This is a genomic window from Pseudomonas sp. GW821-FHT02A11, from assembly GCF_059421985.1.
The window spans coordinates 1-12,993 of the sequence record NZ_JBWKWB010000012.1 but is presented as its reverse complement, the minus strand read 5'-3'; the positions used below and the strand labels follow the sequence as shown (position 1 = coordinate 12,993).

At 59.7% G+C, this 12,993-nt stretch carries 12 protein-coding genes; 2 read left to right on the top strand and 10 right to left on the bottom strand.

Translation table 11 applies throughout. The features are described 5' to 3' along the window. Positions 1-42: 42 nt before the first annotated feature. The 10 genes from AC07V9_RS17640 to AC07V9_RS17595 form a co-directional block, all read right to left on the bottom strand. Positions 43-2,004, bottom strand: a complete 1,962-nt coding sequence (locus tag AC07V9_RS17640; protein WP_495016949.1) for a DUF7844 domain-containing protein — start codon at positions 2,002-2,004, stop codon at positions 43-45. Then, positions 2,001-2,321: a DUF2388 domain-containing protein gene (locus tag AC07V9_RS17635; protein WP_495016948.1), complete on the bottom strand. Its 321-nt coding sequence runs from the start codon at positions 2,319-2,321 to the stop codon at positions 2,001-2,003. Before AC07V9_RS17635 ends, AC07V9_RS17640 begins: the two co-directional genes overlap by 4 nt. Positions 2,322-2,356: 35 nt before the next feature. Next, positions 2,357-2,662, bottom strand: coding sequence for a DUF2388 domain-containing protein (locus AC07V9_RS17630; protein ID WP_495016947.1), 306 nt, complete (start codon positions 2,660-2,662; stop codon positions 2,357-2,359). A gap of 105 nt (positions 2,663-2,767) precedes the next feature. Next, on the bottom strand, positions 2,768-3,085 hold the full coding sequence (locus tag AC07V9_RS17625) for a DUF2388 domain-containing protein (RefSeq protein WP_495016946.1): 318 nt from the start codon (positions 3,083-3,085) through the stop codon (positions 2,768-2,770). Positions 3,086-3,474: 389 nt separating this feature from the next. Next, positions 3,475-3,690: a DUF1127 domain-containing protein gene (locus AC07V9_RS17620; protein ID WP_495016945.1), complete on the bottom strand. Its 216-nt coding sequence runs from the start codon at positions 3,688-3,690 to the stop codon at positions 3,475-3,477. A 319-nt stretch (positions 3,691-4,009) separates the two neighbouring features. Further along, positions 4,010-5,503, bottom strand: coding sequence for a succinyl-CoA:acetate CoA-transferase ScpC (gene scpC, locus AC07V9_RS17615; protein WP_495016944.1), 1,494 nt, complete (start codon positions 5,501-5,503; stop codon positions 4,010-4,012). A gap of 190 nt (positions 5,504-5,693) precedes the next feature. Beyond that, the gene (locus AC07V9_RS17610; RefSeq protein WP_495016943.1) at positions 5,694-7,139 is read right to left on the bottom strand and encodes an NAD(P)(+) transhydrogenase (Re/Si-specific) subunit beta; all 1,446 of its coding nucleotides are present in this window, start codon (positions 7,137-7,139) and stop codon (positions 5,694-5,696) included. After that, positions 7,139-7,462, bottom strand: a complete 324-nt coding sequence (locus AC07V9_RS17605; RefSeq protein ID WP_404639579.1) for an NAD(P) transhydrogenase subunit alpha part 2 — start codon at positions 7,460-7,462, stop codon at positions 7,139-7,141. The genes AC07V9_RS17610 and AC07V9_RS17605 overlap by 1 nt, the downstream gene beginning before the upstream one ends. 11 nt (positions 7,463-7,473) lie before the next feature. Continuing rightward, complete coding sequence (locus tag AC07V9_RS17600; RefSeq protein ID WP_495016942.1) at positions 7,474-8,595, bottom strand: Re/Si-specific NAD(P)(+) transhydrogenase subunit alpha; 1,122 nt, start codon at positions 8,593-8,595, stop codon at positions 7,474-7,476. Positions 8,596-9,032: 437 nt separating this feature from the next. Beyond that, positions 9,033-9,929: a LysR family transcriptional regulator gene (locus AC07V9_RS17595; RefSeq protein WP_495016941.1), complete on the bottom strand. Its 897-nt coding sequence runs from the start codon at positions 9,927-9,929 to the stop codon at positions 9,033-9,035. A 174-nt stretch (positions 9,930-10,103) separates the two neighbouring features. Here AC07V9_RS17595 and AC07V9_RS17590 point away from each other — a divergent pair, with 174 nt between their 5' ends. Together AC07V9_RS17590 and AC07V9_RS17585 are read left to right on the top strand one after the other, a co-directional pair. Beyond that, positions 10,104-11,285 (top strand): acyl-CoA dehydrogenase, encoded by a 1,182-nt coding sequence (locus tag AC07V9_RS17590; protein WP_495016940.1) that lies wholly within the window; start codon positions 10,104-10,106, stop codon positions 11,283-11,285. A 10-nt stretch (positions 11,286-11,295) separates the two neighbouring features. After that, positions 11,296-12,516: a CaiB/BaiF CoA transferase family protein gene (locus tag AC07V9_RS17585; RefSeq protein WP_495016939.1), complete on the top strand. Its 1,221-nt coding sequence runs from the start codon at positions 11,296-11,298 to the stop codon at positions 12,514-12,516. Positions 12,517-12,993: the final 477 nt, after the last annotated feature.

Genomic DNA, 12,993 nt, shown 5'->3' with positions numbered 1-12,993 from the left:
GCTTCTGCCCGGTGGCTGTCATGCCTCCGGGCAGAACAGCCATCAAGGCAACTCAATCCCGCCCGCCGCCTTGTGCAGCGCTCGCAGGTGCTCGCCGACCTGCTTGAGGTTGTCTTCGGTGGCGGCAATTTCCGCAGCCCGGTCAGGCTCCAGCAGCGCCCTCACCTCTTTATCCAGATCGCCGCTCAGCCGTTGCAGCTGTTTCTGGCGCTGGCTGCTCTCGGCTTCCAGACGTCCCCACTCGCCTTCCTGCGGCAGGCCATAGCCGCCGCTGCCGAGCAATTCGGCCGGACGACTGAGAAAGCCGCTGTTGGCCAGGATGTCCTGCAGGGTGCCGGTGGCCTGGGACACGCGGTTGTCCTTCTTTTCCACCGCGCTCAGATAACGCTGCTTGACCTCATCCTGTGCCAGCAACAGCTGGCGACGCATGCTGGCCTGCTCCAGCAGCAGCATCGCCGCGCTGGCACGCAGGTCGGCTTTGGCGAAGTACGGTTGACGTTCTTTCGCAGGCAGCGCGAGCCAGTCTTCCACCGTAGTTTCTTTGACCTGCGTGGTCTTGCGCAGCACATCGAACATCGCCTGATAGCGGTCGCGGTACGAATCGAATCGATAACCCATGCGTAACGCTTTCTTCGGGTCGTCCAGCACACTGGTATCGGCCAACCCCCTGCCCTTGAGCACTTCCAGCAAGCCGTTGGGCATGATGCTATCCAGGCCGATCAGCTTTGGATTGTTGGTGCCGCTGCGCAACAGTTTGAGGTTTTCCACCGCGCAGTTATTGGACAGGAACCAGTAGTTGCCGTCGTAGGCCCAGTGCATCTCGGCAGCATGCTGCACCAGCCCGTCGATTTCCTGCCGCGACAGTTTCAACGGCACCGACGCCAAGCTGCGCAGTTCGGTCTTGGTGTATTCATCGATCACCTGCCCCAGCGGCAACACGAACAGGCGCGACGGGTACGCGCCGGTCAGGCCGCTCCAACTGGACAATTGCAGATCGTTGACGAAGGCGCGGTAGGACAGCACCAGATGCTGGTCCAGATCCAGACGGCAATCCGGCCCACGCGGGCGGCCCGGTTTGCAGATGACCAGGCGCAACATACTGTGGCCCCAGCGGCTCACCAGATTCTGGTTGGCTTCGGCCAGCAGGTAATCGACCTCATACACGCGCTCGGGGTCGAGCTTGCCCAGTGGCTCGCGGGCGAAATCGTTACCGGCGTTAAGGTAGGGATAGGTCGTCGGGCATTCGGCCTTGTCGGCAGGCGCCCAGTTGAACTGCTGCTTGTAGTAGCCATAGAGCGCGGGGCGCCGGCAGGCGTAAGTCGGGTCGAGGAGGAAGTACTCCATGTTCACCGCAACGAATTCCAGCGGGCTGCTGATCTCGTAGATGTCGGGGCTGCGGGCGACCTGGCCGTTGCGCTCCTCGCGATCCCCTCGCCGCCCTACATATTGCGGCCAGCCTGCGAGGTCGAGCAGGCGCGGGTCGTCGCTCAGGGTGAAGCGCCGGTCGGTCTGGCCGCGGCAGCTGTCACGCAGGCCGATCTTGCCGACGCTGTTGCCCTGGCGCGCGCAGGCGATGATCAGCTTGCGGTCCTCGGGCGACCAGAGCTGGGCGTGATCATAAATGTGGGTCAGTTCGTGCAGCACGGTGGCGAGCATTTCTTCGCGCACAGTGCCGTGGGGCCGATTGGTCTGAGTGGTGGCTGCGCTGCCGTCGGTCAGACCCGCCAGCAGGCGTTGATTCAGGTCCAGGCGATAAGGCCCGTCGGCGCGTCCATAGGCGTTGGACGGCATGTCTTCGGTCCAGTGGACGTCAACTTTTCGATCCAGCTTGCTGACGAACATCGGCGGCAGGTGCGCCATGGCTTCGTCGAGCAGCGTCTGGCTGGCTTTCTGCTGGGCAGGATCAAGCCCGTCGGTGTGCAGCGACAGGCTCAGGTCGGCGAAGGCGCTCGTGCAGATCAGCGAGAGCGCCGACGCCAGCAGCCAGACGGCTACGCGCCTCACAGTGCGAGGATGGCTTCGGCGAGGTCCTGGTCACTGGCATTGCGGGCTTCTGGCAGACGCTCGCGCAGGGTGATAAAAGCGGCATCCAGGCGAGCGCCGTGGATGTTGCCGTTGCTGGCCACGTAGCTGGCGGCGTCGTCCTGGGCTTCGACGACCATTTTCCAGTTGCGCACCGAGGACGTGGTGTCGGAGGTGAAATCGACGCTACGGCCCAGCGCGCGGACAACGATGTTACTGGTGGCTTTGAGGGTTTGCGCGTGCGCGACATCGGTCAGCAACAGCAGGCCGAGGGCAGCGGCAATCAGCGGGGTACGCATGGAACGGCTCCAGAATACAGAAGGGGCAAAAGTGGTTATTGGACGAGGATTGCCTGCGCCAGTTCAAGGTCGCTGGCATGAAGTTTTGGCGTGGTTTGACGTAGATACATCAACGCCGACTCCAATTGTGCTCCTCGCAGTTGGCCATCAGTGGCAATGAACGCTGCTGCATCATCCTGGGCGGCAAGTATCAGTTTGTTATCGAACGGCCCGGTCGTCACCAGGCTGGTGGCGTATCCGCTTTTGATCAGGCTTTGTGTGGTTGTGTCGAACGCTTGAGCCTGGGTGACGCACATCAGGCTGGCAGTCGCTGCAATCAACAGGCGAGTCAATAAATGCATGAGTCTTCGGTAATGGCAAAACGAGTCGCAAGGCTAGCGCAATGCCCCGGCCAGAGCCAGTGAAGGTGCCGGGGCAAGCATTGCCAAAGCTGTCGCGATGCTGAATCAGATCACCAGAATCGCTTGGGCCAGCTGTGCGTCGGTGGCATTCAGGCCCGGGCTGACTTCACGGATGTGCGCAAAGGCGCCTTCCAGGTGCACGCCACGGATATCGCCGTTGCTGGCGACAAAGCTGGCCGCATCATCACGGGCGGCGAGCACGATCTTGTCGTCATGAAAGGAGGAGGAGATTTTCGAGGTGGCATTGGAGGAAGCATCCAGTGCGCGCACGAGTGTGTCGGTGGTGACCACAAAGCTCGAAGCCTGAGCGGTGGTGGCTGCGATCAGAAGCGCTGCTGCGCTCAACAGGCGAAGGCGTGACATGTTTGAACTCCAAGAAGGGCAATCGAAAACCACACGCGCGAATCGGCGAAGAGCAGAGCGGTCTCGCAGGCGATGGGTCAAAAAGTGGTGCAAGACTAGCGTATGCAGGGTTGCAAGGACTATCCGGGCGAATTGCCAGCTGTGCAAGCGGCGATTTAACGGTGCACCGGAAGGCCCGATAAATCCGGCACTGTACCTGTCATTTTTCAGTTTATTTAAATTGTACCGGTCTGTGTAGAAGCCTCTGGGTCCTGCCTCCAGAAGAGGCCATTCCGAAACTCTCTAACCCAGAAACGACAAAACCCGTCAGCAGTCACCTGCGACGGGTTTTGATCGAGAATTCAGGTTGCTGGCGAGAGGCACGTAGCCTGGGACCAGCAGACGCTAACTTAGCGCCAGAACGGCTTGCTCAGCTCTTCGTAACGCTGGGATTCGCTGATACCGGCGTCAGCCAGCAGACGAGCATCCAGACGAGCCAGTTGATGGCGGCTGGACAGGCGACGCTGCCAGAGCATCAGGTTAGCGAACATGCGCAGCGGCAAGGAGCCTTGAGCAGATTTAGCGGTGTCTTCGTAGAACAGTTCGGAACTTACGGTGCGTTCCATGGTGCTTCTTCCTTCCGCTTGTGGCGGGATTAGAGATTGACTTGATTGGTGCCAATCTTCCTCTCGTTGCCTTCCTCTCTCCAGACACAGTTCACTTGTATTGTGCTGCTCCAGTTAACTGTGAGAGGGCACTGTTTTGTTCATATATGGGGCAACTGTGCCGGTCAGCACCGAAATGGAGCATTTTGTGCGCCGCAATAGGGAAATCTGCGTTTTTGACCCCGGAGATCACCGGTACAGCAGTACAGTTTTTGCCAAGAAGGCGTTCAGCAAATGGAAAGTGGCGACGAAAGGTTGTCGCCAATTTCAAACTGTTTTCTCACACCGCGAGCATGCGGCCGGTTTCTTCCAGGTTCAGGTGCCAACTGAGTGCATCGCGCAGCACATGAGGGGTGTGGCCGCCAATGGCGCAGGCCCTGCGGAAATAGTCGTTCAAAGCCTCGCGGTAGGCCGGATGCACACAGTTGTCGATGATCACGCGAGCGCGTTCGCGAGGCGCCAGGCCGCGCAGGTCGGCCAGTCCCACCTCGGTCACGAGGATGTCGACGTCGTGCTCAGTGTGGTCGACATGGCTGACCATCGGCACCACGCTGGAGATCGCGCCGCCCTTGGCGATGGACTTGGTGACGAAGATCGCCAAATGCGCGTTGCGCGCGAAGTCGCCCGAACCGCCGATGCCGTTCATCATCCGCGTGCCGCCGACGTGGGTGGAGTTCACGTTGCCGTACAGGTCGAACTCCAGTGCCGTGTTGATGCCGATAATGCCTAGGCGCCGCACGACTTCAGGGTGGTTGGAGATTTCCTGAGGGCGCAGTAACAGTTTCGGTTTGTACTGCTCCAGGTTGTTGAACACCGCATCGTGCTTGCGCTCGGACAGCGTCATCGAGCAACCCGAGGCGAAATCCAGCTTGCCTGCTTCAAACAGATCGAAGGTCGAGTCCTGCAGCACTTCGGAGTACATCGCCATGCCGTGGAACGGCGAATCGATCAGCCCGGTCATCGCCGCGTTGGCGATGGTGCCGACGCCGGCCTGCAGCGGCATCAACTGGTTAGTCAGGCGGTTCTGACGCACTTCGTTCTTGAAGAACTCCACCAGATGGCCAGCAATGGCCTGCGTGTCGGCGTCAGCGGGCAGTACAGTTGAAGGTGAGTCGGTCTGGTCACTGAACACGATGCCGACGATCTTCGCCGGATCGATCTTCACGGCTTGGCTGCCGATGCGGCTGTCAGTTTTCAATACCGGGATCGGCAGGCGCGTCGGACGGTAGGTTGGTATGTAGATGTCATGCAGGCCTTCGAGCTCCAGCGGCTGCGCGATATTGATCTCGATGATCACCTGCTCGGCCAGGATCGCGAAGCTGGCCGAGTTGCCCACCGAGGTGCTCAACACCAAATGGCCTTCTTCAGTAATGGCCACGCATTCGATGACAGCGATGTCCACCGACTTGATCTGGCGGTTGCGCAGCTGCTCGACGGTGTCGGACAAATGCTGGTCGATGAACATCACCGAGCCATCGTTGATGGCCTTGCGCAGGGTGCTGTCGACCTGAAACGGCATGCGACGGGAGAGCACGCCCGCTTCGGTGAGCTGTTTGTCCAGATCGTTGCCCAGGCTTGCGCCGGTCATCAGGCTGATCTTCAACGGCGAGGCCTTGGCGCGTTCGGCCAGCGCTTTGGGCACGGCCTTGGCTTCGCCTGCGCGAGTGAAGCCGCTCATGCCGACGGTCATGCCGTCTTTGATCAAGGAAGCGGCATCAGCCGCGCTCATTACCTTGCTCATCAGAGACGGCAGGCGGATACGTTCACGGTGCATGGATTTTTTATCTCGGGACGAAGATGCGAGCGCCCAAGTCTAGAGAATTAGGGATTTTTCGTCCCATGACTTAGGTCGTATTGGAGGGCTCTAATTAGCGGGTTTCAGCGCAAAACACTGTTACGCGAGATGTAAAAAACCCTCGTCCCGAACCGGCGACGAGGGTGTCTTTGGCAGCGAGGCAGAGCGGCTACTCGACCGCTTTGACCATGTCTTCGATGACTTTTTTGGCGTCGCCGAAAACCATCATGGTCTTGTCAAGGTAAAACAGTTCGTTGTCCAGGCCGGCATAACCGCTGGCCATCGAGCGCTTGTTGACGATGATGGTCTTGGCCTTGAAAGCTTCCAGAATCGGCATGCCCGCAATCGGCGACTTCGGATCGTTCTTCGCCGCCGGGTTGACCACGTCGTTGGCGCCCAGCACCAGCACTACATCGGCCTGGCCGAACTCGGAGTTGATGTCTTCCATCTCGAACACCTGGTCGTAAGGCACTTCGGCCTCGGCGAGCAGGACGTTCATGTGGCCTGGCATACGACCGGCCACCGGGTGAATCGCGTACTTCACGGTCACGCCAGCGTGGGTCAGCTTCTCGGTCAGTTCTTTGAGGGCGTGCTGGGCACGTGCCACTGCAAGGCCGTAGCCCGGAACGATGATCACGGTGTCCGCGTTGGTCAGCAGGAAAGTCGCGTCGTCGGCCGAGCCGGATTTCACCGGACGTGCTTCTTTCGCGCCATCTGCCGCGCCTGCATCTGCTGCGCCGCCGAAGCCGCCGCCGATCACGTTGAAGAACGAGCGATTCATTGCCTTGCACATGATGTAGGACAGAATCGCGCCAGACGAGCCCACCAGAGAGCCTGCGATGATCAGCATCGAGTTGTTCAGCGAGAAGCCGATTCCGGCCGCGGCCCAACCCGAGTAGCTGTTGAGCATCGACACGACCACAGGCATGTCAGCGCCGCCAATCGGGATGATCAGCAGCACGCCGATCACGAACGCCAGGATCAGCATGACGCTGAACGCGAACAGGCTGCCGGTGAACATGAAGGTCAGGCCGAAGAACAGCGTGGCCAGGCCCAGAATCAGGTTCAGCTTGTGCTGGCCGGCGAACTGTACCGGTGCGCCCTGGAACAGGCGGAACTTGTACTTGCCCGACAGCTTGCCGAAGGCGATGACCGAACCCGAGAAGGTGATCGCGCCGATGGCTGCGCCCAGGAACAGCTCCAGACGGTTACCGGTCGGGATCGACTCCCCCAGGTGCGCCACGATGCCCAGCGACTGAGGCTCGACCACGGCGGCGATGGCAATGAACACCGCCGCCAGACCGATCATGCTGTGCATGAAGGCCACCAGCTCCGGCATCTTGGTCATCTCTACGCGCTTGGCCATGATCGAACCGGCAGTGCCGCCGACCAGCAGGCCCACGATGATGTAACCGATGCCTGCGCTGGCGCCGTCGGTGGACAGCGCAGCCAGTTTGAACACCAGGCCAATCGTGGTCAGCACTGCCAGGCTCATGCCGAGCATGCCGAACAGGTTGCCGCGACGCGACGTGGTCGGGTGCGACAGGCCTTTAAGGGCTTGAATGAAGCAGATCGCCGAAACGAGGTACAACAGAGTGACGAGGTTCATGCTCATTACTTCGATACCTCGTCTTTCGCTTTAGGCGCTTTCTTTTTAAACATTTCAAGCATGCGGCGGGTGACCAGAAAGCCACCAAACACGTTAACGGCCGCCAGTGCGACCGCCAGAGTGCCCATGGTCTTGCCCAGCGGAGTGACGGTCAGCGCGGCAGCGAGCATGGCGCCGACGATGACGATCGCCGAAATGGCGTTGGTCACGGCCATCAGCGGCGTGTGCAGCGCAGGGGTGACGTTCCAGACCACGTGGTAGCCGACGTAGATCGCCAGCACGAAGATGATCAGGTTATAGACGCCGTGAGAGATCAGCATGTCTTCCATTGTTTTTATCCTCAGCCGTTCTTGCGGACGATCTGGCCGTCGCGGCACATCAGGCACGCGGCGACGATGTCGTCTTCGAGGTTGATCTCGAACTGGCCTTCCTTGGTGAAGACCAGCTTCAGGAAATCCAGCAGGTTGCGTGCATAAAGAGCGGAAGCGTCCGCTGCGACCAGCGCAGGCAGGTTGGTGTGGCCAACGATGGTGACGCCGTGTTCGATCACCACTTGGTCAGCCACGGTCAGCGGGCAGTTGCCGCCCTGGGCTGCCGCGAGGTCGATGACCACCGAGCCTGGCTTCATCTGCGAGACCGTTTCTGCGCTCAACAGCACCGGCGCCTTGCGGCCCGGAATCAGCGCGGTGGTGATCACGATGTCCGCCTGTTTGGCACGTTCGTGAACGGCCACGGCCTGACGTTGCATCCAGCTGGCAGGCATCGGACGCGCATAACCGCCCACGCCGACCGCCGCTTCGCGCTCCTCGTCAGTCTCGTAAGGCACGTCGACGAACTTGGCGCCCAGCGACTCGATCTGCTCCTTCACTGCAGGGCGAACGTCGGAAGCCTCGATCACAGCACCCAGACGTTTGGCCGTGGCGATGGCCTGCAGACCGGCAACGCCTGCCCCGAGGATCAGCACGCGGGCAGCCTTTACGGTCCCGGCAGCAGTCATCAGCATCGGCATGAAGCGCGGATAGTGATGCGCGGCCAGCAGCACGGATTTGTAACCGGCGATGTTGGCTTGCGAGGACAGCACGTCGAGGCTCTGCGCGCGCGAGGTGCGCGGCGCCGCTTCCAGGGCAAAGGCGGTAATCCCGCGCTCAGCCATTTTGGCGATGATCTCGTTGTTGAAGGGGTTGAGCATCCCGATGACAACGGTACTGGTCTTGATCAGAGCCAGTTCGCTGTCGCTGGGCGCGACGACCTTGAGGATCAGCTCGGCGCCGAAGGCATCGGCAGCGCTGCCAATCGAAGCACCTGCCGCTTCATAGGCACTGTCCGTGACGCTGGCTGTGATGCCGGCGCCTGACTGGACGGTGACCTTATGACCCTGGCCAATGAGCTTCTTGATGGTTTCCGGAGTTGCAGCAACCCGAGTTTCACCGGACTGGGTTTCTAGAGGGACACCAATGTGCACGTCAAATCTCCTGCGTGATCTTTTTATCTTTTAAAAATAGGCCAGCGCACTGCGGATGGCGCGTCTGGGGCAGCGATCACCACGTCCCCGCCAGACAAGACGGGGGCGCGGCATTTTGCAGGGGTAAATGAGGTGCTTCAAGGAATTCTGTAACGCGACGTGTCTTTAACTACAAGTCACCCTGTGACCGATTGACGCAACAAACCGCCACAGGCCTTGTAAATAAAGGGAGGTAGCGAGATATGTGTTGTTTGAAGTTTTTTTCCTATCTACCGGGAGAATGGTGCTCAATCAGGCTGAAAGCCCCGTCATATAACGCATGCAGCCTGTTTTGTATAAAGAACAGAGGTGTTTCCTAAATGCGACATTACAAGATATCTGTAGTCTTGAAAGCGAATTGACTACAGGGTCAGGAATTGCCGTTTAAACGGCTGTGATCAAGGCAGGGCGTAGGTTTCAGCCTGATGCACCAGCCAGTCTCGAAATGCCTTTAATGACGCAGATTCGACTTTTCGCTCCGGAATCATCAGGTAATAGGCTTTTACGCTCGATAACGCATGGGAATTGGCCACCACCAGGCGCTTTTCGGCCAGTTCTCGTTGAATCAGAAACGGCGGAATCAGCGCCACGCCCATGTCATGCATTGCCGCCTGAGCGAGCATGGAGAATAGCTCGTATCGCGGGCCCGTCATGTCGCGAGCAATATTGATGTCCATCGAGCCGAACCACTGCCGCCAGGAGTAGGGCCGCGTGGTCTGTTGCAGCAGCGGCATCTCGGATAATTCACGCGCGCTGAGTCGGGGTTTGTTGCCCAGCAAATGAGGACTACACACCGGCATGGGGTTTTCACTCATCAACCGATGAGATTCCGTACCCGACCAATCGGCATCGCCGAAGTAGATAGCAGCATCGAAATCGGTGTCGGCGAACAGGAATGGCCGGGTGCGGTTGGTCAGGTTGATCGTCACGTCAGGGTTTTGCTGCTGAAAGTCCTTCAGGCGCGGCAATAGCCACTGCGTGCCAAAGGTTGGGACCACGGCCAGTTCAATCACGTTGGCCCCTTGATGCCCCATCACCGACAGCGTGTCGCGTTCCACGGCGTCCAGTTGCGTAGCGACACGGCGGCTGTAGGAAAGACCGGCCTCTGTCAGCTTCACTCCCCTGCGCGAGCGTCGGAACAGTTCCACATTGAGGAACTCTTCCAGGCTTCCAATCTGTCGGCAGATGGCGCTTTGTGTGAGGGAAAGTTCTTCAGCTGCCTTGGTAAAGCTTTCATGACGAGCGGCAGCCTCGAAGCTGACGAGTGCGGCGGTACTGGGGATCTTGCGGCGCATGTACGTGAACCTCACTCGTCGGGCGCATATAGCGCTGCTTATGCATATACGGAGTGAGAAATTAGCACAAGACCGTGCGAAATCCTCGTTTGCCCCTGTGCCCATCCGCGCCTAGGATCAGTCCACGGCTTTTCTCGGCATCGTCCGGGGACATCAATTAGCAAGGAGAACGTCATGGGCGGTAAGGCAAGCTTCAACTGGATCGATCCACTGTTGCTGGATCAGCAGCTCACCGAAGAGGAGCGCATGGTTCGTGACAGCGCCGAGCAGTTCGCCCAAGACAAGCTCGCTCCGCGCGTCCTCGAAGCCTTCCGTCATGAGCGGACCGATCCTGCGATCTTCCGCGAGATGGGCGAAGTCGGCCTGCTGGGCGCGACCATCCCTGAGCAATACGGCGGCAGTGGCCTGAACTACGTTTGCTACGGCCTCATCGCCCGTGAAGTGGAACGCGTCGACTCCGGCTATCGCTCGATGATGAGCGTGCAGTCGTCGCTGGTCATGGTGCCGATCAATGAATTCGGCACCGAAGCACAGAAACAGAAGTACTTGCCAAAGCTGGCCTCTGGCGAGTGGATCGGCTGCTTCGGTTTGACCGAGCCGAACCATGGCTCCGATCCGGGCGCGATGATTACCCGCGCTCGCAAGGTCGACGGCGGTTATCGCCTGACCGGCAGCAAGATGTGGATCACCAACAGCCCGATCGCCGACGTGTTCGTGGTTTGGGGGAAGGACGATGCCGGCGACATCCGCGGCTTCGTGCTGGAAAAAGGCTGGCAGGGCCTGAGCGCTCCGGCGATTCACGGCAAGGTCGGTCTGCGCGCCTCCATCACCGGCGAAATCGTGATGGATAACGTGTTCGTGCCTGAGGAAAACATCTTCCCGGATGTGCGCGGTCTCAAAGGCCCGTTCACCTGCCTGAACTCCGCGCGCTACGGCATCTCTTGGGGCGCGTTGGGCGCTGCCGAGTTCTGCTGGCACACCGCGCGCCAGTACACGCTGGACCGTCAGCAGTTCGGTCGCCCGTTGGCAGCCAATCAGCTGATCCAGAAGAAGCTCGCCGACATGCAGACCGAAATCACCCTGGCGCTGCAAGGCTGCCTGCGTCTGGGACGCATGAAGGATGAAGGCACCGCTGCGGTCGAGATCACTTCGATCATGAAGCGCAACTCCTGCGGCAAGTCGCTGGACATCGCGCGCATGGCTCGCGACATGCTCGGCGGTAACGGCATTTCCGATGAGTTCGGCATCGCTCGTCACCTGGTCAACCTGGAAGTCGTGAACACCTATGAAGGCACCCACGACGTGCATGCGCTGATTCTGGGTCGTGCGCAGACCGGCATTCAGGCGTTCTATTAAGGAGCCTGCCATGGGCGCGCTATCGCATTTGCGTGTGCTGGACCTGTCCCGCGTACTGGCCGGGCCCTGGGCCGGTCAGATCCTCGCGGACCTGGGTGCCGACGTGATCAAGATCGAGCGCCCGGGCAATGGCGACGACACTCGCGCCTGGGGTCCTCCTTTTCTGAAGGATCCGCGAGGCGAGAACACCTCCGAGGCGGCTTATTACCTTTCTGCCAACAGGAACAAGCAGTCGGTCACCATCGACTTCACCCGTCCTGAGGGTCAGAAGCTGGTGCGTGAGCTGGCAGCGAAGTCCGACATCGTGATCGAGAACTTCAAGGTCGGCGGGCTCAAGGCCTATGGTCTGGATTACGAATCATTGCAGGCGGAGAACCCGCGGCTTATCTACTGCTCGATCACTGGCTTCGGTCAGACCGGCCCTTATGCCAAGCGCGCGGGTTATGACTTCATGATTCAGGGGCTGGGCGGGCTGATGAGCCTGACGGGGCGTCCTGAAGGTGAGGAAGGTGCCGGTCCTGTGAAGGTGGGCGTGGCCCTGACGGATATCCTCACCGGGCTGTATTCCACCTCTGCGATTCTGGCGGCGTTGGCCCATCGTGATCAGGGCGGCGTGGGGCAGCACATCGATATGGCACTGCTGGATGTGCAGGTCGCATGTCTGGCCAACCAGGCGATGAACTACCTGACCACGGGGACGCCGCCTCGGCGCCTTGGCAACGCGCACCCGAACATCGTGCCGTATCAGGATTTTCCGACGGCCGATGGCGACTTCATCCTTACCGTGGGTAACGACAGCCAGTTCCGCAAGTTCGCAGAAGTCGCCGGTCAGCCGCAGTGGGCGGACGATCCGCGTTTTGCCACCAACAAGCAGCGTGTCGCGCACCGGGCTAAGCTGATCCCGCTGATTCGCCAGGCCACCGTGTTCAAGACGACGGCCGAGTGGGTCGCAGCGCTGGAGCGTGCAGGTGTGCCGTGCGGGCCTATCAACGATGTGGCGCAGGTGTTTGCTGACCCCCAGGTAGTGGCACGCGGTTTGAAGGTTGAGTTGCCCCATGCGTTGGGCGGGACGGTGCCTCAGGTCGCCAGTCCTATTCGGCTTTCGGGTACGCCGGTGGAATATCGTCGGGCACCGCCTTTATTGGGGGAGCACACTTTCGAAGTGCTGACAGGTGTTCTTGGCTTGTCTGATGACGCCGTTATCGCCTTGCGTGAAGCAGGGGTCCTGTAGCACCTTCCGATAGTCGCGCCATAGGCCGGCGGCACCTCCGCCCTTCCCTATATAAACAGAAGGAAATGCCTGATTTTGCTTGAGTTTTGTCTTTTTCATAGAAATGTCTAATTAGGTGTTGACGCCCCTCCGAATCTCTCTATAATTCGCCCCACTTCCGGCGCAGTCGGAACCGAAAACTCCTTGATATTCAACGAGTTGCAGGTTCAGGATGGCGAAGAAGTGCTTCGGTTGAGACGCTCTGATTGCAAGCGGTGAAAAAGGTGGTTGACAGCGAGTGGTAACGCTGTAGAATTCGCCTCCCGCTGACGTGAGATGAGGCATCGAACGAAGCGCAAGTGGTTGAAGTGGATCAAGAAATTTTGAAAGCTTCTGAAAATAACCGCTTGACACGATGAGGCGCTGCTGTAGAATGCGCGCCTCGGTTGAGACGAAACGCTCTTGACCCACCGCTCTTTAACAACTGAATCAAGCAAT

What these genes read in the sequence shown, in the direction of transcription:
- AC07V9_RS17605 (WP_404639579.1), bottom strand. Translation starts at nt 7,462, where the DNA reads ATGGAAGACATGCTGATCTCTCACGGCGTCTATAACCTGATCATCTTC.
- AC07V9_RS17595 (WP_495016941.1), bottom strand. Translation starts at nt 9,929, where the DNA reads ATGCGCCGCAAGATCCCCAGTACCGCCGCACTCGTCAGCTTCGAGGCT.
- AC07V9_RS17585 (WP_495016939.1), top strand. Translation starts at nt 11,296, where the DNA reads ATGGGCGCGCTATCGCATTTGCGTGTGCTGGACCTGTCCCGCGTACTG.
- AC07V9_RS17610 (WP_495016943.1), bottom strand. Translation starts at nt 7,139, where the DNA reads ATGAGCATGAACCTCGTCACTCTGTTGTACCTCGTTTCGGCGATCTGC.
- AC07V9_RS17635 (WP_495016948.1), bottom strand. Translation starts at nt 2,321, where the DNA reads ATGCGTACCCCGCTGATTGCCGCTGCCCTCGGCCTGCTGTTGCTGACC.
- AC07V9_RS17590 (WP_495016940.1), top strand. Translation starts at nt 10,104, where the DNA reads ATGGGCGGTAAGGCAAGCTTCAACTGGATCGATCCACTGTTGCTGGAT.
- AC07V9_RS17625 (WP_495016946.1), bottom strand. Translation starts at nt 3,085, where the DNA reads ATGTCACGCCTTCGCCTGTTGAGCGCAGCAGCGCTTCTGATCGCAGCC.
- scpC (WP_495016944.1), bottom strand. Translation starts at nt 5,503, where the DNA reads ATGCACCGTGAACGTATCCGCCTGCCGTCTCTGATGAGCAAGGTAATG.
- AC07V9_RS17620 (WP_495016945.1), bottom strand. Translation starts at nt 3,690, where the DNA reads ATGGAACGCACCGTAAGTTCCGAACTGTTCTACGAAGACACCGCTAAA.
- AC07V9_RS17630 (WP_495016947.1), bottom strand. Translation starts at nt 2,662, where the DNA reads ATGCATTTATTGACTCGCCTGTTGATTGCAGCGACTGCCAGCCTGATG.